Below are 17,374 nucleotides of genomic sequence, written 5' to 3' on the forward strand. Positions count from 1 at the left end.
AAAGGCGGAAGCGCCGGCGCGGGCGGCGGCGGTGACGATGCGCTTGTCCTTTTTGGCGGACATGACCACGACGGGAAGTTTGCCGATTTTTGGAGATTGGCGGATGCGCTGGAGAAGGGCGACTCCGCTGTGCTGCCCCACCACGAGGTCGCAAATGACGAGGCCGATGTCCTTTTGTGTGAGGATATTCCATGCCTCTGGGATGCTTCCGGCAAGGAGCACGGCGTTGTACCCGCCGTCATGCAAGTGGCGGGAAATGATCTTTTGCAGTGACGGGTTGGCGTCAACAGCCAGAACGAGGACATCCTTTCTCTCTGTCATTATGAACCTCTGCATTGCGGCAGTATGGTGCAAGCGGGCTAGGGCCGCGCATTGAATGAGCACAATCCTTGTGAATCAAGGACTTATGATGCGCTCTATCATGCAATGACTGCCCTTAGCAAGCGTGGCGACGGGGCGGGAATATGGCTCGGTAGAGAGGGAAAGTGAGGCGTGGCCGCGCTGCGTGTCCATTGCGACGGGCCGCGCGCATTGTGCGTCTACAGGATGCCCTTAGCGCGGATGGAACGCGAGAGTTTTGCGTAGTCCACGGGTTTTTGTAGAGCTGTCAGGGCTATTTTGCGTTCTTCCCGCAGGCGGCGGATGAGACCCTTGAGCTGGCGGGGGTGGCTGTGGCGGCGGATGCGGCGCTCGCGCTCGCGGAAGATTTCCATAATCAGGGCGCGGTGGTAGTCGCGCGCGGGGCGCAGGCGGGCCTTGAGTTCCGCACGTTCAAAAATATACGCGCCGCCGCGGGGGCCGTGCTGCACCGCGGTGCTCCACAGCACCTCGCGCAGGATGGCCGGGTGGCGCGACGGATCAATGCCCGTGCGCATGCGGATGTCGCGCAGGGTGGGGGTGTAGTAGTTGTTGTGGATAAAGTCGTCCTGCAAGCGCTCGAACAGACCGGGGTAATTGTCCGCCACGCGCCGCCATTTTCCGGGCAGCGCGCCGCGCGTGCTACCGGTATTGGCCCGGCCGCCCTTGAGGCGGCGCGCGAGGCTGGGGGCTCTGTGGTCCAGATAGCGGATAAAGCGCCGTACCGTGCCCTTGCGCGAGGACATCTGATATTTGCCGTAGGACGTGCCGCCGTCGGGGTCGTAGCCAATGGCGCGCGAGCCGTGGATGCCGGATTCAAACAGCGCGCAGAGCTTGCCCAGCTCCCGCCGCTTGGCCAGCTTGGCGCGGATGGCGTCAAGGCGCGTTGTGGGCGGCGCGATGGCCGAGGCCGGACGCGGCTCAAGGCTGGCGAGGTCCGGCATAGTGGTGGGGACGGCGGCGAACATGCGCCGCAGGTTGGACGAGGTGCTGGCAAAGGCGAGGAAGCGTTCCTTGTCCAGCGGGTGGAAGGCCTGCTTGTCCACGGGCATCCGGACAATATGATGACGCACTTTGCCGCGGACGGACGCCATGAGCGGCGCTGTGGGGAGCATGGCCGGGGACACGGCAAGCAGCTGGTGCGGCGCGCGTGCGGTGTGGACCACCTCCGCAAGGGCCGCGTTGGCGCGCCACGGCGCGCCAAGGGGCTGCGCCCGCGTAAAGGAGCTTGCGGAAAAACGCACGTCCTGCGTGGCCGGATACAGCGGCAGATACCGCTTCAGCATGGCCTGCTGGTCCTGCGACATGTGGTGGAAGCGCGCCACCTGCGCCACCGGAGGCGTGGGCGCAGTCAGTTGGAGCACAGAATACTCGGCGCAGAAGAGGCCAAGCACCGCCAAGGAAATGACGGCGGGGTACAGGCCACCGCGTTGCCAAAGCTCGCCGCGGCGCATGGCGTGGCAAAAGTCCCGTGTGGCGCGGCGTATGGCGCTGACGCACGGGCGTAGAAGCACGTCCGGAAGCCGCGCTGGCGGCGTGCTGCGCACAAAAGCGATGAGCGCCGCGCTCTCCTGCGGGCTTAGCCTGCGCAGGGCGCGGGGCCAGACCCGCCGCAGTGTGGCGGCAAGGGAGGGGGCGGACGCAGCAAGGCGTGCGGAGATATTCGGCAACGGAGTTCGGGACCGGTTCATGTATGTTGTATCGTCAAAAGTGCCAGAAAGTTGTGTGTTCATGGCTGTCTTTGCAAAACTCCTGCCGTAGACATCGAGTCGGAATCCAAGGCGCGCAAGGCGCGCCCGGAGCAGGCGAAGCTGGTTCATATGATGTTGCCCCAGCTTGGGGCGCGTGTCGAGCTTCTGGCAGGGAATGTTGTGCAAAGTGGGGCGTGCCAGCCGTCATAGCAGGACGGCAAACCCCGCCCCGTACGCGGAGCGCTGTGGCGGCGTATGCCTTGCGCGTGGCCGCCACAGTGCGCACTTAGAACGTCAGCGAATGCCCGCCGCCTGTGGGGTGGACCTTGCCGGGCAGCAGTTTCTCCAGCGCTTCAAAGCCGCGTTTGCCGGTGCAGTGCGCGGGATAGATATGCTGAACGCGCGCCGCCTTGAGGGCGTCCACGCTTTCACGGATGGCGGAGTCCGGCGCGTCCATAAGGTGCGTGCCGCCGATAACGGCGTATATTTGGTCCAGCCCGAAGCGCTCGCGGATATGACCGAGGGTGTTGGCCATGCCGCTGTGGCAGCAGCCAAGGAGCAGGACCATGCCCTTGGCGGTGGGGATAAGCAGGCACGCGTCGTCGGGTACGGAGTCGGGCTGCGTGCAGTCCGTATCCGTATAGAAGTCTTTGGTGGCCTCGTAGTGGCCCGGTTCGCGGTGGATATCCGTCACCACGGTGATATCGTCGCCGATTCTGAAGCCATCTGCTACGCCGCGTACATCCGGGCGCGGCAGATGGTCGGAGAGCTTGGGGACGCCGATATATCGGGACTCCTCGCCGGGGTGGCAGGAGTAGCGCTCGCGCTGGTAGGCGGGGTGCGCGTACACGGCGCCGGTAAAGCCGCGCTCCAGAAGGGGAGCGAGTCCGCCCGCATGGTCCCAGTGCCCGTGCGAGAGGATAAGCCCCCGCGCTTCGTGCGCCGGAATGCCGAGGGCATCGGCGTTTTTCAAAAAGGCCGCGCTGGCGCCGGTATCCCACAGCCACAGGCTGCCGTCCGACGGCGTAACGGCGCATGAAAATCCATGCTCATGAGCGAGGTGCGGAAGATGGGCCGTGTTGTCGATGAGGAGTGTGATGGTAACGCTCATAGTCGAGGCTCCTTGGAGCGTAGGTCGTCTGCTGTACTGTCAGTACCGGGCGCGGGGTGGCCGCGCCCGGTGGAGAGAATGACTACTTCCCACTGGGCGCGGCGGGAAAGTGCTTGCCGCCCACGGGGAACTTTTTCGGATCGTCTTTGAACAGCTTGTAATTGATGGAATCCACAAGCGCCTGCCAACTGGCGTGGATGAGGTCATAATGGACGCCAACGGTGGTCCAGCGGTCCGTGGTGTCTGCGGATTCGATGAGAACGCGGACCACGGAGGCCGTGCCGTCGGAGTCGTTTTGCGAGCCGGGAAGAACGCGGACCTTAAAGTCCACAAGGCGCATCTCGTTAAGATTGGGGTAGAAGGGCACCAGCGCCTTGCGCAGTGCGGAGTCCAGTGCGTTGACCTGACCCTGCCCCGTGGCGGCGGTGTGCTCCACTGTGCCGCCCACCTTGAGCATGACCGTGGCTTCGGCGTAGGGCGCGGAGTATTCCGGGCGCATGGAGCCAACCACGTTGAAGCGCACAAGCTGGAAGTAGCGCTTGGACCAGCCCATGGCCTGAAAGAACATCAGTTCGAAGGAGGCTTCCGCCGTGGAGTATTCGTACCCCATGTTCTCGCGGTTTTTCACCTCGGCCAGCAGGTCGAGGACCGCGGAATCGTTTTTGTCCAGCTCGTAGCCGTATTTCTTGGCCATGAACAGAATATTGCTGCGGCCGGAGAGGTCCGAGAGCAGTACGCGCTGTTCGTTGCCCACGGTATCCGGGGGGATGTGTTCGTAGGTTTGGGGATTCTTGAGCACCGCGCTGACATGGATGCCGCCCTTGTGCGCAAAAGCGGATTTGCCCACGAAGGGCTGGCGCGTAAAGGGGCGCAGGTTGCAGATTTCCGACACAAACTGGCTGGTGGCGGTCAGTTTGCGCAGGCCGCCGTCCGGCAGACAGCGGTACGCGCCGTCACTTTTCAGCTCCAGATTGGGGATGATGGAGCAGAGGTTGGCGTTGCCGCAGCGTTCGCCGTAGCCGTTGATGGTGCCCTGCACCTGCACCGCGCCGCCGTGGACGGCCTCAACGGTGTTGGCGACGGCGGTTTCGGAATCGTTGTGCGTATGGATGCCAAGGCGGGCGTCGCCGGGCAGGGCGTCGCGCACGGCGGCGACTATGCCGCGTACCTCGTACGGCAGGCAGCCGCCGTTGGTGTCGCACAGCACCAGCACCTGCGCGCCCGCTTCGTGGGCGGCCTTCAGGCAGGCAACGGCGTAGTCCGGGTTGGCTTTGTAGCCGTCAAAGAAGTGCTCCGCGTCAAAAAAGACCTCGGGCACATTGGCGCCCATGTGGGCGATGGAGGACCGGATAAGCTCCAGATTCTCCTCGTGCGAAACACGAAGGGCTTCGGTGACGTGCAGGTCCCACGTCTTTCCGAAAAGGGTCGCCGCGTCGGGCGCGGCCGCGATGAGCGCGGCGAGGTTCGGGTCCTCGTTCGCGGTGCACCGGGGGCTGCATGTACTGCCAAACGCGGCGACCTTGGAATGCGATAGGTCGTATTGACGAATCTCCGTAAAGAAGGCGCGGTCGGTCTCATTGGAGCCGGGCCAACCGCCCTCAATATAGTCTACGCCCAGCGCGTCGAGCTTTCTGGCAATGCGAATCTTGTCGCCAGTGGAGAGGCTGATTTCTTCGGCCTGGGTTCCGTCACGCAGCGTGGTATCGTAGATGGAGATCTTCTTCATGGCGTCAACACTTCATTCCTTCTTTCTCCAGTTCAAATGATTCGTGCAGGGTACGCACGGCCAGTTCGGTGTATTTTTCCTCGATGAGGCAGGTGACCTTAATCTCGGAGGTGGAGATCATCAAAATATTGATGCCTTCCGCCTTGAGGGCCTGGAACATGCGCGATGCAACGCCGGAGTGGCTGCGCATGCCAACGCCGATGACGGACACCTTGGAGACGCGCTCGTCGTACAGCGTCTGCCGCGTGCCGAGGGTCTCCTTGATTTCATCAATAATTTTGATGGTCTGGTCAAGGTCGGCGCGGGGCACGGTGAAGGTCATGTCGGTTTTTTCACCGTCGCGGCTGGTATTCTGGATGATCATGTCGACGATGATTCCGGCGTCGGCAAGGGGCGAGAACAGCGACGACGCCACACCGGGACGGTCATCAACGTCCAGAAGTGTTACGCGGGCCTGGTCCTTGTCATATGCGATGCCTGAAACCAGAACGGCTTCCATGCTTTCATCCTCCTGGGTTACGTACGTTCCGGGACAGTCGGAAAAAGTCGACCGGACGTGAACGGTCATGTTGTATTTTTTGGCGAACTCCACGGAGCGGATCTGTAGGACCTTGGCGCCCATGGAGGACATTTCGAGCATCTCGTCGTACGAGATTTTGGGGATCTTTTTGGCGCGGGAGACGATGTTGGGGTCCGTGGTGTACACGCCGTCCACATCAGTGAAAATTTCGCAAAGATCGGCCCCAACTGCAACGGCAAGTGCAACAGCGGACGTATCCGAGCCGCCACGGCCCAGCGTGGTGATGCGGCGCTGGTCGTCACAGCCCTGAAAACCAGCCACGACCAACACATCGTGGTCATCGAGCTGGCGTTTCATGTTGTCGGCGTTGATGTCCAGAATACGGGCGCGGCCATATTTTTTGTCTGTGGTGATCTCGGCCTGAAAGCCCAGAATGGAGCGGGCTTTGATCCCTGCGTCTTTCAGCAGCATGGAGAAGAGGGCAACGGAAACCTGTTCGCCCGTGGAGACGAGGGAATCCATCTCGGCTGGGTCCGGGGCTGTGGACCATTCCTTGGCAAGGTCGATAAGCCGGTTTGTCTCGCCTGCCATGGCGGACAGCACGACGACGACCTTGTACCCGTCGGCGAGGGCCTTTTCCACCTTGGTCTGCACCTTGCGCATGCAGTCGAGGTTGGCGACCGAGGTGCCGCCGAACTTCTGAACGATGATGGCCATTGAAGCGTAGCTCCTCACTAAGTGTTGGGGTGTGTTGCGCGGCGCCTTGGGGCACGCGGGGCGGCTAGCCCTCGTGCGTGGCGGCGCGGAGAATCGCGGTGGCGGTTGCGCCCTGAGCCGTCAGTTCCAGCGTGCGGCCCGTTTGGGCGGGCTGCCACGTTAGAAGCAGATAATCCCCCGGCCAGAATTCGCGGTCGAGGTACTGCGACCACTCCACAAGCACAAGGGTCTGTTCGTCGGCGAGGAATTCCAGAAGGGACTCGTCCGGTTCCTGAAATTCCAGACGGTAGAGGTCAAAGTGCGCCGTCTCGGGAGTGGTGGGATACAGGTTCATAATGTTGAAGCTGGGGCTGGACACGCGGGCGTCTTCGCCCCCGGGCAAGGCGGCGACAAGGCCGCGCACCAGTGTGGTCTTGCCTGCGCCAAGGTCGCCGCAGAGCAAAACGTTCAGCCCTGTGGCGTCTTTCGCCACCGCCCGCGCCAGGCGTTGGCCCAGCGCGAGGGTGGCGGCTTCGTCTTCAAGATGCACGGTGATGGTCATGACGCGCTATTCATCGTCCTCGGACGGCTTGGGGATGAGGGTGCGCAGGATGTCTTCCTTGCCGATGACGCCCACAAGATGGGTGCCATCCACCACGGGCAGCGTATGGAAGCGCTTTTCCACGATGATGGAGGCCACCTCGTCAAGGGAGGTCTCGGGGCTGACCGTGACGGGGGACTCCGTCATGGCCTGCGCAACGGTCATGGCCGTCATCTTTTCCATTTCGCGCTCAAGGTCGCGGGCGGAGGAAAAGGGAATGATGCCGTCCAGCAGGGTGAAGACCGAGGGCAGGTTCAGCTTCTTCTGCTGGGCCACAAGGTCGCTCTGGCACAGGATGCCCACCACGCTGCCCCCTTCGTCCAATACCGGCAGGCCGTTGATGCCTTTCTCCAGCATGGTCTGGGCGGCGACGGTGATTTCGTCGTCGGGGTAGAGCGTTATGGGATCCTTGGTCATGATGTCTTTGGCTTTAAGCATCGACGGTCTCCTTCAGCGCACGCGGCAGGGCGTGGGCGATTTCGCTGGCGGTGTTGCCACGGGCGGGGTAGTCCGCGCCGAGCAGGTCTCCGGCAAGGCCGTGCCAGTACACGCCAAGACAGGCCGCATCCTCGGGGTCCGCCGCACGGGCCATGAGGCTGGCAACCAGTCCGGCAAGCACGTCTCCAGAACCGGCAACCGCCAGATTGGATACAGCAAAGGGCGAAACGAAGGCGCGGCCATCGGGCAGCGCTATGATGCTTCCCGCACCCTTGAGCACGGTGACGCTGTCCGTGTTGTGGGCCAGCGTCAGGGCGTGGCCAAGGCGGTCGGCCTGCACTTCGTCGGTGGTACAGCCGAGCAGGCGGGCCGCTTCGCCGGGGTGGGGCGTGATGACGGCCGGGGCGTCCATGTGCTTGATGAGGCCGGGAGCCTCGGCAAGCCAGTACAGGGCGTCGGCGTCCAGCACCACGTTTGGCAGGTCCAGTTCCGCAAGGGCGCGCAGGAAGCCGAGGGCGCGTTCATCGCGGCCCATGCCCGGACCAATGAGAATGGTGGTAAAGCGCGGCAGATGCTCGCGCAGGTCGTGAGCCATGCTCTCGTTCCAGTTGGAACCGGAACCCAGCGGCAGGGTCATGATGTCCGGGGAACCGGCCTTGACCTCCAGCGCGAGGGCGGCGGGGCAGGCCACGGTGACCATGCCCGCTCCGGCGCGCAGCGCGCCAAGGGCGGCCAGATGGGGCGCGCCGGTGAGTCCGGTGCTACCGCCAATGACCAGCACGTGCCCTGCGGTGCCCTTGTGCATCTCGGGATGCGGGGTGGGCAGCAGGTCCAGCACGCCGTCGGTGAGCATGCCAAAGGTGGCCGGGGAGGAGTTCTTGATAAACTCGGGGATGCCGATGCCGCAGACGTGCACGTCGCCGGTGTATTCCGTGGCAACGGGCAGGGCGAGGCCGAGTTTTGCGGCCTCAAAAGTAACGGTGACATCGGCGCGGACGGCGACGGGACACGGCTCGCCCGTGAGGCCGGAAAGACCGGAGGGCGTGTCCAGAGCCATGACGTAGGAGTCTTCGCCAAGCAGGTTGACGTCCTCGACGATACGCAGGGCGTCTTCGCGCAGTGCGCCGGTGAACCCGGTGCCCAGCAGGCCGTCGACAATGATGTCCGGCATGCCGTATTCCTGCGAGATTTCGATAAGGCTGTGCCCGGGCGCGAGGAATTCCAGCTGGATGCCCATCTTCTGCGCAAGGCGCATATTGACGGCGGCAGCGCCGCGGTAGGCCTTTTTTTTGCCGGTGTGCAGCACCACGACTTGCGCGCCGGAGTTGGCCAGATGGCGGGCAAGGCAGAACGCGTCGCCGCCGTTGTTGCCGGAACCGGCGACCACCAGTGCCAGAAGCCCCTCCACGGGGCCGATGGCCTCTTCCAGCACGCCATAGGCGCCAAGGCCGGCATTTTCCATCAGCACTTCCTGCCTCAGGCCGAAGTCCTCAATGGTTGCGTGGTCCCAGGCGGCCATTTCTTCCGGCGTGGGCAGGGGGACTGCGTGGTACATCTCCATTCTACATCTTCTCCAAAACGACGACGGCGGCGGCGATGTCGCGGCCATGCGTCAGGGTGATATGTGCGTTGTCCGCGCCAAGGGTTCGTGCGCGGTCTTTGGCCGGTCCATGCAGGACGAGGCGCGGTTGTCCGCTGGCCTCGCGCTGCACTTCCATTGTTTGAAATCCTACCCCCTCGGCGATGCCGGTGCCAAGTGCCTTGGCGGCGGCCTCCTTGGCCGCAAAGCGCGCGGCCACGTAGGGGACAGGTGTGTGTTCCGGCATGGCGTCTCGCTCTGCCGGGGTCAGGATGCGGGCGAGAAAGCGCTCGGGGTGCTTCTCCAGCATGCGCTCAATGCGCGAGAGTTCCACCACATCCAGACCAAGCCCAACTATCATCGGCGTTCCTAGTCCACGAAGCCGCGGACGATGTCGTTCATCTCGCGCACGGCCTGCGTGATGCCCACGTAGGCGGCGCGGGCGATGATGCTGTGCCCGATGGAATATTCGTTGATGCCGGGGACCTTGGCAAAGGGCAGAATGTTCACATAGTTCAGCCCGTGCCCAAGGTTCACCTTCAGGCCAAGGTCCTGCGCAAGGCGGATGCCTGCCAGAATCTTTTCCAGCTCGGCCTTGGCCTGCGCCGGGGTTTCGGCGTCGGCGTAGTGGCCGGTGTGTATTTCAATATACTGGTTGCCGATTTTGGCGGCGGCTTCAATCTGTTTCGGGTCCGCGTCGATGAACAGGCTGGACTCAATGCCCTGCGCGTGGATGGGCGCCAGATAGTTGGACAGCTCCTCAACGCGGGAGGCCACGTCAAGGCCGCCCTCGGTGGTGAGCTCCTCGCGCTTTTCGGGGACGAGGCAGATGATGTCCGGGCGCGTGCGCAGGCAGATGCCCTGCATTTCTTCGGTGGCGGCCATTTCAAGATTCAGGCGGGTTTTGACGGTGGCGCGCAGCAGGTCCACGTCCCGGTCCTGAATGTGGCGGCGGTCTTCGCGCAGGTGGCAGATGATGCACTGCGCACCGGCCAGCTCCGAAAGATGAGCGGCGGTGACCGGGTCCGGCTCTTTACCGAGACGGGCCTGTCGAAGCGTGGCGATATGATCGATATTGACTGCGAGTGAAGGCATATTTCGATCCTTTCTGCGAGGTGATTCAGAGTTGAGAATGAGGTGGGGCGGTATTGGCGCCCGCAGGAAATTGTCGCCAACACTGGCCGAAAGTCAAGGGAAAGCTTGTGTTTCCGCGCTAAACCGGGGCGCGCGAGGGCGTTTTGCGGCGCTGCGGGGCGTGCGCCCGTGCATTGACTTGGCCGCCCCTGCGCGCTATTATTCCGTCTTTTCTCGCTATATCAAAAGAAATCCCCAGAGACGAAGCACCAAACGAGGTTTGGATACATGAATGTTTGCATAGTTGGTACTGGATATGTCGGACTGGTCAGTGCGGCCTGCTTTGCCGAGATGGGCAACGCCGTCTCCTGCGTGGACGTGAACCCCGCCGTGGTCAAGACGCTTGAAAGCGGCAAGGTCCACATCTACGAGCCGGGCCTTGAGGAAATGGTCAAGCGCAACAACGCCGAAGGCCGCCTGCGCTTCACCACCAGCCTCGCCGAAGGCCTTGAGGATGCACAGGTCGTCTTCATCACCGTGGGCACCCCCTGCCGCGAGGACGGCAGCTGCGACCTGAAGTACGTGCATCAGGTGGCCCGCGAGATCGGCCAGTATATGAAGGACAAGAAGATCGTCGTGGACAAGTCCACCGTGCCCGTCGGGACCGCAGATCAGGTGCGTGCCCTCATCAGCGAGGAGCTGGAAAAGCGCGGCGAGTCCATTGCGTTTGACGTGGTCTCCAACCCCGAGTTCCTCAAGGAAGGCGACGCCGTCAGCGACTTCATGAAGCCCGACCGCGTCATTCTGGGCACCAACGATCCCGAGACGGCGGAAGTCATGCGCTCCCTGTACTCGCCCTTTGCCCGTAGCCGCGAAAAGCTCATCGTCATGAACGTGCGCAGCGCGGAGATGACCAAGTATGCCGCCAACTGCATGCTGGCGACCAAGATTTCCTTCATCAATGAAATCTCCAACATCTGCGAGCGCGTTGGCGCGGACGTGGGCGACGTGCGCCTTGGCATCGGCTCCGACCACCGCATTGGCTACCACTTCATTTACCCCGGCGTCGGCTACGGCGGCTCCTGCTTCCCCAAGGACGTGAAGGCGCTCATCACCACCGCTCTGGAAAACGGCCACACCCCGAGCCTGCTTCAGTCCGTGGATTCCGTGAACGACGCCCAGAAGTTCTCCGTGGCCCGCAAGATTGAGGACTACTTCGCCAATCAGGGCGGCGTGGAAGGCAAGACCCTTGCTCTGTGGGGCTTGGCGTTCAAGGCCAATACCGACGACATCCGCGAGGCACCCTCGCTTGTCACCGTGCGCTACCTGACGGAGCGCGGCATGCGCGTGAAGGCGTTTGACCCGGTTGCCGGTCCGAACTCCCGCAAGGCGCTGGAAGGCAACGACCTTGTGGAAATTGTGGACGAGCAGTACGCCGCGTTGGAAGATGCGGACGCGCTGGCCGTGGTGACCGAGTGGAACCAGTTCCGCAAGCCCGATTTCCAGCAGATTAAGGACAAGCTGAGCGCCCCCATCATTTTTGATGGCCGCAATCTCTACTCCCCGTCCGAGCTTGCCGCTGACGGCTTTGCCTACTTTAGCATTGGCCGCCCCGTGGCTAAGGCCAAGAAGTAGCGCACCCGTCCGGACTGTGCGGCGCTTTTTCGCACTCAGAGGAGCCGCTGGACGTTGCGTCTGGCGGCTCTTTTTTGTGAGCCGGAGAGGGCAGGGCGGCGCGCCTAGCGGCCGGAGCGCCGTTTTTGCGCGTGGGCGCTTGCCCCGCACGCGCAAAAAAGCCCCCGGTCCATGTGGAGCGGGGGCTTTTTTGTCAATGCAGTGGTAGAAAATGTGGAGATGCAGAAATTTTGAGCCGGTTGGCTAGCTGGTGCTGACGCAACGTTTGCAGGTGCGGTATTGGAGTTCCTTGAGGATGATGCGTTCGTATTCGATGTGTGCTCCGGCTCCTGCACTAAATTCATCTTGAAGGAATTTTTCCAGATATTGCGCCTCTTCCCAGAAGTCGAGAAGCTCTTCGTCGCGCAGGGTCTTTATCTGATCCTCCAACGCGTAATTCGTTTTATGTGGTGCGAATTGTGCCATGCAGGGGTCGTCCTCCTTGTGATCTGCACGCGCCCGGAACCTTCCCTGACGCGCTCGCGGTACGATAATGAACGAGGGGCGCAAGCGCAACAGATTTTCACGACAAAAAAGGTCAAGTATTCGGAGCTGTTGCCGATAAGGCCTGTGTAAGTGCCCAGAGTCCGATGAAAAAGGGCCGTCCGCGCGTTTGTGTTGCCTTATGCGCGGTTTCGGATTATTTATGTGTTATTGGCGGAATGATTGGCGATGACTTCCATGCCGTCGGCCATTCTCATTCACACCACAGGAGAACACTGATGGACGAGACCCAAAAGAGACAGGATGCTGAGCTGATACAGCTTGTCACATTCAGCATCGGGGAAGAGGAATTCGGCGTCGATATCCTCAAGGTGCAGGAAATCATCCGCACCATGGAGATTACGAAGGTCCCGAAGGCTCCTGCGTTTGTCGAGGGCGTCATCAACCTTCGCGGCAACGTCATTCCCATTATTGATTTGCGCAGGCGCTTCGGCCTTGCAACGCGGGATCATGATAAGCACACGAGGATCATCGTCATTGAGATCAACAACATGATCGTGGGCTTTATAGTCGATTCCGTCTCCGAGGTGCTCCGCATTCCGGCAAACACGGTCGAGCCGCCGCCGCCCGTCGTTTCCGGCCTGGAATCGGAGTACATCAGCGGTGTGGGCAAGCTGGAAGACCGCCTGCTCATCCTGCTTGATCTGAACCGTCTGCTCTCTAACGAAGAGAAGGACGTTCTGGCTCAGGTGTAAAAACAGCCTTTCAGTTGTTGCGGCTCGCCGCCTGACAAGGCATGATGACCGCCGCTGCGCTGTTGCGCGCGGCGGTCTTTCGTTGTGCGTATTCGTGGAACCGAAAAAACAAGGAAACAAACCAGTTGCTCTTCCCTCCTGAGTTGCGGGAGTTCGCTCAATCCGGCCGCATGGTGTCGCCGGAAGGGGCGGCGCTGTCCCGTCGCGTCTACAAGTCCGGCCCCGGTACACAGGCGGCAATTGCCGCAGGCCTTCTTGCCCGCTCCCGCAGTGTGGTGATGGTTGTTCCCGGCACCAAGGAATTGGTGCAGATGCAGGCGCTGCTTGGCCTGCTGACTCCGGGCGACGGCCCCTTTGGCGGTTCCAAGTGGGTGACCTTTCCCGCCTATCCCGCCAAGTCCACGGACCCGGGCCGCTGGGCCGCGCGCTGGGCTGCGCTCTATTCCCTCGCCACAGGTTCCGGCGCACGCGGCATTTTGCTGACGCCGGACAATCTGCTGCCCAAGTGGCCGCCGCGCCGCATTCTCGACACCCACCACCTTGTCCTGCCGCGGGGCGAGGAGATTCTGTCCGAGAGCATTCTGGAGCAGTGCGCCAGCTGGGGCTACGAGCGTACGGGCATGGTGACGCGCCCCGGCGAAATGGCCATGCGTGGCGATATTTTGGATATTTTCGCGCCCGGCTACCCGAAGCCCCTGCGCCTTGAATTCTTTGGGGACACGCTGGACGACATCCGTCTGTTTGATCCCATGTCCCAGCGTTCCAGCGATGCGCTGGACGAGGCGGTGCTCCTGCCTGCGTCCCCCTCGGTCTTTACGCCCGAGGAGTGCGACGCCGCCCGCACGCGGTGGGAGAAACTGCGCGGCATTGGCGAGCTGGACCCCGGCGCGCAGCAGCACCTGAACCGGATGCTGGACGAGGGTACCGGCTCCATCCGTCCGGGGCTGTTTTATGACGATGCCGTCACCCTTGACGAATGGCTCCCGCGCGATGCCGCGTGGGTGCTGTGCGGCGCGGGGCGTCTGCGGACGCGTATGGAAGAGGTGGAATGGGACTGGACCGAATCGCTGGATGAGGAGGCCGAGCGCCTTGGCTGGCGCAGGCCGCGCAATGTCATTATCCAGCAGGCCGAAGGCGCGCGCAAAATGTGGCAGGACAACGCGCAAATCCACTTCGAGGACCTGACCATAGGCGAAAAGCGCGACGGCATCGAGTTGCCGGAAAAGAACTACGCCGCCTTTGAGGAACTGTTCTGGAAGCCGGACGACCGCAACCGTCCATGGCAGGCGCTGATGGCGGCCATTAAGAAGTGGTCGCAGGAGCGCGCGCAGGTTATTTTGTCCTTCCGCACCGCGCAGTCCCGCAAAAAGTTTTTGGCGCTGGCGGAGCAGGACGGCGTGACGCCCGCCACGTCCTACGTCCCAGACCAACGCGGTATTTTTGCCCTTGTCTCGTCCTTTAAGCAGGGCATCGAATTCGGCTGGAACGGCTCCATCATTCTGGGTGAAGACGTTATCCAGCCGTCGCGCACCCGCGCGGCGCTGCCCGGTGCGGCGGACTTCAAGGGCCTCAAGACCTATGAGGACCTGTCCGAGGGCGACCTGCTTGTGCACCGCGAGTGGGGGCTGTCCCGGTTTGGCGGGCTGCACCGCCTGAACCTTGGCAGTGTGAGCAACGACTATCTGCTCCTGTACTACTCCGGCGACGATAAGCTGTATCTGCCCGTGGACCGACTGGACGTCATCCAGCGCTACAAGGGGCCGGAAGGCGCATCCCCCGCGCTGGACAAGCTGGGCGGGGCCGGGTGGAACCGCGCCAAGGCGCGAGCCCGCAAGGCCATTGAAAAGATTGCCCGCGAGCTGGTGGAAATGTACGCGTGGCGCAAGGTGGCCAAGGGCTACTCGTATTCGCCCGTGGACGACATGTTCAATGAGTTCGAGGCGTCCTTTGGCTTCGAGGAGACGCCGGATCAGGAAAAGGCCATCCGCGCCGTGCTGGCGGACATGGAGAAGCCCGAACCCATGGACCGCCTCATCTGCGGCGACGTGGGCTTCGGCAAGACGGAAATCGCCATGCGCGCCGCCTTCCGCGCCGCGCTTGATGGCCGTCAGGTCGCCATTTTGTGCCCCACAACCGTGCTTGCGGAGCAGCATTACCAGAACTTTAAGCGCCGGATGGAGAGCTTTCCCCTCACGGTGGGCCTGCTCAGCCGCTTTGTTCCGCGTAAGCGGCAAAAAGCTGTGCTGGCCGCTGCCGCGCGTGGTGAGGTGGATATCCTTATCGGCACCCACCGCCTGCTGTCGCAGGACGTGCACCTGCCCAACATCGGCCTGCTCATCCTTGACGAAGAACAGCGCTTCGGCGTCAAGGACAAGGAGCGTCTGAAGCAGATGCGCAAGGACATCGACGTCCTTGCCCTGACGGCAACGCCCATCCCGCGCACCTTGCAGCTGTCCATCTCCGGCATCCGCAGCCTGAGCGTGATGGAGACGCCGCCGGTGGACCGCAAGCCTGTGCAGACCTCCATCCTTGAGCGCGACAGGGAGCCGCTGCGCGCCATTGTGCAGCGCGAATTGGACCGCGAGGGCCAGATATTCTGGGTGCATAACCGCGTGCGCAGTCTGCCCCGCGTGGTGGAGTACGTGCAGGAGCTTGTGCCCGGCGCGCGCGTGGGCATGGCCCACGGCCAAATGCGCGAGCGCGAGCTTGAGGAAACCATCCACAAGTTCTGGCACGGCGAGATAGATATCCTCGTGTGCACGGCCATTGTGGAATCCGGCCTTGATTTCCCGCAGGCGAACACCCTTATTGTGGACCAAGCCCAGCTGTTTGGCCTTGGGCAGCTATATCAGCTGCGCGGGCGTGTGGGACGAAGCGCCACGCAGGCCTACGCCTACTTTGTGGTGCCTTCGCTGGATAAATTGCCGGAGAAGACCCGCAAGCGCCTGCAGGTTATCCTTGATATGGACTACCTTGGCGCTGGCTTCCAGATTGCCATGGAGGACCTGCGGCTTCGCGGCGCGGGCAACATCCTTGGCGAGGTGCAGTCCGGCAGTATGGCCAAGGTGGGCCTTGATATGTTCCTTGAGATGCTGGAGGAGGAGGTCCGCCGCGTGCGCGGCGAGGACTTGCGGCGCGACACCAGCCCCGAGCTCAACATCGTCTTTGAGGCGCATATCCCCGAAGAATACATGCCCGAAGCCCGCGAGCGTCTGCGCTACTACAAGGCGCTGTCGTCGGCGGATTCTGCCAGCGCGCTGGAGGAACTCATCGGCGAGATTCGCGACCGCTTCGGCGTGCCGCCCCAGCAGATGGAGCAGTTCTTTGCGCTGCTCCGGCTCAAGCGTTTGCTTGGCCGCCTGCAGGTGACCAAGGCCGATGTATACGAGGGCCGCGTGGTGATGACCTTTGCCGAAGATGCCGCCGTGGTGCCGCCCGAACGCTTGGTGCAGTGGGTGCAGGAGAAGGAAGGCTCTGTGCGCATGCTGCCGCCGGATAGGCTGGAGCTTCGCGTTGCCGCCACGGGCGTGTGCGAAAGCCTTGCCGAAGTGGAGCGGGAGTTGACCGCCTTGCTTCCTGCCGATACCACAGCACAAGACCATACCGAACGCACTGAAACGGAAAGGACATGATGAAAAACAGCAGGATAGGCGTCGTCTGCGTCCTTATGGCGCTCGTTTTCGCCCTTGGCGGATGCTCCGGAGAAGGGGAGCAGCAAGGCGTTGTGGCGCGCGTGAATGGCCGCCCCATCACCTTGGACCGTCTGGAACTGAAATATGACTTTATGCATCTGGATTCCTCCTTCGACGCCGCGCCCAGTGTGGCACAGTTGAAGGAAGACTATGGGCACCTGCTTGGCGACCTTATCGTGCAGGAGCTGGTGGACGAGGAGTTGGAGCGCCGGGAGCTCGGCGTCACGCAGGAGGAAGTGCAGGCCGCGGAGGACGAAGTCCGCGCGGACTACCCTGAGGATACCTTTGAGCAGGTTCTCGTCGAAGAATATATTGATATTGACTACTGGCGGCAGGAACTGCGCGCCCGCCTCGCCCTGGAGAAGTTCTTCAGCGAGGTTTTGCGTCCCGGCATTTCACTGGGCTACGAGGAGGCCGAAGCCTACTACCGCCAGCATATCAACGAATTCTACCTGCCGCCCCGTCTGCGTATTTATCTTGTCAGTGGTCCCAGCCGCGACGCGGTGCAGTCCGCCGTGGATCTGTACCGCAAAAACAGCAGTGTGGACGCCATTGAAGGAAAATTTGAACAGGTGGAGGTCCGCGAGCTTCGCGTGCGTGAGGACCGGATGACCATCGCATGGAAAAATGCCCTCAAGCCGCTGTCCCCCGGAGACGCCACCCCGGTGATGACCAGCGAGTCGGACTTCCAGAGCCTTATCTATCTGGAAAAGAGCCCGGCCAAGGTGCTGGACCCGTCGCGGGCGTATCCTGTGGTGGAGAAGGTGCTGGTGGAGCGAAAACTGCGCGAGGCCTTTGACGCGTGGCTGAGCGATGCGCTTGCGAATGCCAGCATTGAGGTGAGTACCCATCTGCTGGACGACCACGGCATGCCCGTGCAGGATGACGCCGCCGAGCCGCAGCCGTCCACAGCGCCTCAGAACGCCGTCCCGGCCAAGGATGAAAGCGCCGCAGAAAATGCCACAGAAAACGCCACGTCCGCAGACGCTGCGGCGACGGCGGAAGAAGGCGGCAAA

At 62.4% G+C, this 17,374-nt stretch carries 15 protein-coding genes; 4 read left to right on the forward strand and 11 right to left on the reverse strand.

Annotated features, from left to right (window positions below; genetic code table 11):
• The 10 genes from ACY69P_RS04420 to ACY69P_RS04465 form a co-directional block, all read right to left on the reverse strand.
• Positions 1 to 321 (reverse strand): response regulator (locus tag ACY69P_RS04420; RefSeq protein WP_462326685.1); only part of this gene is annotated, 321 nt, incomplete at its 3' end.
• Between the two features lie 218 nt (positions 322 to 539).
• Positions 540 to 2,048, reverse strand: coding sequence for a VgrG-related protein (locus tag ACY69P_RS04425; protein ID WP_462326686.1), 1,509 nt, complete (start codon positions 2,046 to 2,048; stop codon positions 540 to 542).
• Between the two features lie 286 nt (positions 2,049 to 2,334).
• The gene (locus ACY69P_RS04430; protein ID WP_462326687.1) at positions 2,335 to 3,159 is read right to left on the reverse strand and encodes an MBL fold metallo-hydrolase; all 825 of its coding nucleotides are present in this window, start codon (positions 3,157 to 3,159) and stop codon (positions 2,335 to 2,337) included.
• Positions 3,160 to 3,241: 82 nt separating this feature from the next.
• Positions 3,242 to 4,885: a citramalate synthase gene (gene cimA, locus ACY69P_RS04435; protein ID WP_462326688.1), complete on the reverse strand. Its 1,644-nt coding sequence runs from the start codon at positions 4,883 to 4,885 to the stop codon at positions 3,242 to 3,244.
• Positions 4,886 to 4,889: 4 nt separating this feature from the next.
• Complete coding sequence (locus tag ACY69P_RS04440; RefSeq protein ID WP_459899977.1) at positions 4,890 to 6,122, reverse strand: aspartate kinase; 1,233 nt, start codon at positions 6,120 to 6,122, stop codon at positions 4,890 to 4,892.
• Positions 6,123 to 6,186: 64 nt separating this feature from the next.
• Complete coding sequence (gene tsaE / locus ACY69P_RS04445) at positions 6,187 to 6,663, reverse strand: tRNA (adenosine(37)-N6)-threonylcarbamoyltransferase complex ATPase subunit type 1 TsaE (protein ID WP_462326689.1); 477 nt, start codon at positions 6,661 to 6,663, stop codon at positions 6,187 to 6,189.
• A 6-nt stretch (positions 6,664 to 6,669) separates the two neighbouring features.
• Positions 6,670 to 7,140 carry a CBS domain-containing protein gene (locus ACY69P_RS04450; RefSeq protein ID WP_462326690.1) on the reverse strand — a complete coding sequence of 157 codons (471 nt, stop codon included), beginning with the start codon at positions 7,138 to 7,140 and terminating at the stop codon, positions 6,670 to 6,672.
• Complete coding sequence (locus tag ACY69P_RS04455) at positions 7,133 to 8,701, reverse strand: NAD(P)H-hydrate dehydratase (RefSeq protein ID WP_459899975.1); 1,569 nt, start codon at positions 8,699 to 8,701, stop codon at positions 7,133 to 7,135. Before ACY69P_RS04455 ends, ACY69P_RS04450 begins: the two co-directional genes overlap by 8 nt.
• A 1-nt stretch (position 8,702) precedes the next feature.
• A complete protein-coding gene (locus ACY69P_RS04460; RefSeq protein ID WP_459899974.1) occupies positions 8,703 to 9,080 on the reverse strand; it encodes a holo-[acyl-carrier-protein] synthase in 378 nt (125 codons plus the stop codon).
• A gap of 8 nt (positions 9,081 to 9,088) precedes the next feature.
• Positions 9,089 to 9,814, reverse strand: a complete 726-nt coding sequence (locus ACY69P_RS04465) for a pyridoxine 5'-phosphate synthase (RefSeq protein WP_459899973.1) — start codon at positions 9,812 to 9,814, stop codon at positions 9,089 to 9,091.
• A 267-nt stretch (positions 9,815 to 10,081) separates the two neighbouring features.
• On the opposite strand from ACY69P_RS04465, the gene ACY69P_RS04470 reads away from it, so the two are divergent.
• Positions 10,082 to 11,428 carry a UDP-glucose dehydrogenase family protein gene (locus tag ACY69P_RS04470; protein ID WP_459899972.1) on the forward strand — a complete coding sequence of 449 codons (1,347 nt, stop codon included), beginning with the start codon at positions 10,082 to 10,084 and terminating at the stop codon, positions 11,426 to 11,428.
• Positions 11,429 to 11,671: 243 nt separating this feature from the next.
• On the opposite strand, the gene ACY69P_RS04475 is transcribed toward ACY69P_RS04470, so the two are convergent.
• On the reverse strand, positions 11,672 to 11,893 hold the full coding sequence (locus ACY69P_RS04475; protein WP_404845070.1) for a hypothetical protein: 222 nt from the start codon (positions 11,891 to 11,893) through the stop codon (positions 11,672 to 11,674).
• A gap of 296 nt (positions 11,894 to 12,189) precedes the next feature.
• On the opposite strand from ACY69P_RS04475, the gene ACY69P_RS04480 reads away from it, so the two are divergent.
• The 3 genes from ACY69P_RS04480 to ACY69P_RS04490 form a co-directional block, all read left to right on the forward strand.
• The gene (locus ACY69P_RS04480; RefSeq protein WP_404845069.1) at positions 12,190 to 12,666 is read left to right on the forward strand and encodes a chemotaxis protein CheW; all 477 of its coding nucleotides are present in this window, start codon (positions 12,190 to 12,192) and stop codon (positions 12,664 to 12,666) included.
• 170 nt (positions 12,667 to 12,836) lie between these two features.
• Positions 12,837 to 16,298 (forward strand): transcription-repair coupling factor, encoded by a 3,462-nt coding sequence (gene mfd, locus ACY69P_RS04485; RefSeq protein ID WP_459900100.1) that lies wholly within the window; start codon positions 12,837 to 12,839, stop codon positions 16,296 to 16,298.
• Positions 16,295 to 17,374: peptidylprolyl isomerase (locus tag ACY69P_RS04490; RefSeq protein ID WP_462326691.1), on the forward strand; the 1,080-nt coding region annotated here is incomplete at its 3' end. The genes mfd and ACY69P_RS04490, both read left to right, overlap by 4 nt.

The organism is Desulfobaculum sp. (assembly GCF_054921475.1).

Excerpts from the sequence above, each read along its gene's own strand:
- ACY69P_RS04425 (WP_462326686.1), bottom strand. The coding sequence starts at position 2,048 with ATGAACCGGTCCCGAACTCCGTTGCCGAATATCTCCGCACGCCTTGCT.
- ACY69P_RS04430 (WP_462326687.1), bottom strand. The coding sequence starts at position 3,159 with ATGAGCGTTACCATCACACTCCTCATCGACAACACGGCCCATCTTCCG.
- cimA (WP_462326688.1), bottom strand. The coding sequence starts at position 4,885 with ATGAAGAAGATCTCCATCTACGATACCACGCTGCGTGACGGAACCCAG.
- ACY69P_RS04440 (WP_459899977.1), bottom strand. The coding sequence starts at position 6,122 with ATGGCCATCATCGTTCAGAAGTTCGGCGGCACCTCGGTCGCCAACCTC.
- tsaE (WP_462326689.1), bottom strand. The coding sequence starts at position 6,663 with ATGACCATCACCGTGCATCTTGAAGACGAAGCCGCCACCCTCGCGCTG.
- ACY69P_RS04450 (WP_462326690.1), bottom strand. The coding sequence starts at position 7,140 with ATGCTTAAAGCCAAAGACATCATGACCAAGGATCCCATAACGCTCTAC.
- ACY69P_RS04455 (WP_459899975.1), bottom strand. The coding sequence starts at position 8,701 with ATGGAGATGTACCACGCAGTCCCCCTGCCCACGCCGGAAGAAATGGCC.
- ACY69P_RS04460 (WP_459899974.1), bottom strand. The coding sequence starts at position 9,080 with ATGATAGTTGGGCTTGGTCTGGATGTGGTGGAACTCTCGCGCATTGAG.
- ACY69P_RS04465 (WP_459899973.1), bottom strand. The coding sequence starts at position 9,814 with ATGCCTTCACTCGCAGTCAATATCGATCATATCGCCACGCTTCGACAG.
- ACY69P_RS04470 (WP_459899972.1), top strand. The coding sequence starts at position 10,082 with ATGAATGTTTGCATAGTTGGTACTGGATATGTCGGACTGGTCAGTGCG.
- ACY69P_RS04475 (WP_404845070.1), bottom strand. The coding sequence starts at position 11,893 with ATGGCACAATTCGCACCACATAAAACGAATTACGCGTTGGAGGATCAG.
- ACY69P_RS04480 (WP_404845069.1), top strand. The coding sequence starts at position 12,190 with ATGGACGAGACCCAAAAGAGACAGGATGCTGAGCTGATACAGCTTGTC.
- mfd (WP_459900100.1), top strand. The coding sequence starts at position 12,837 with ATGGTGTCGCCGGAAGGGGCGGCGCTGTCCCGTCGCGTCTACAAGTCC.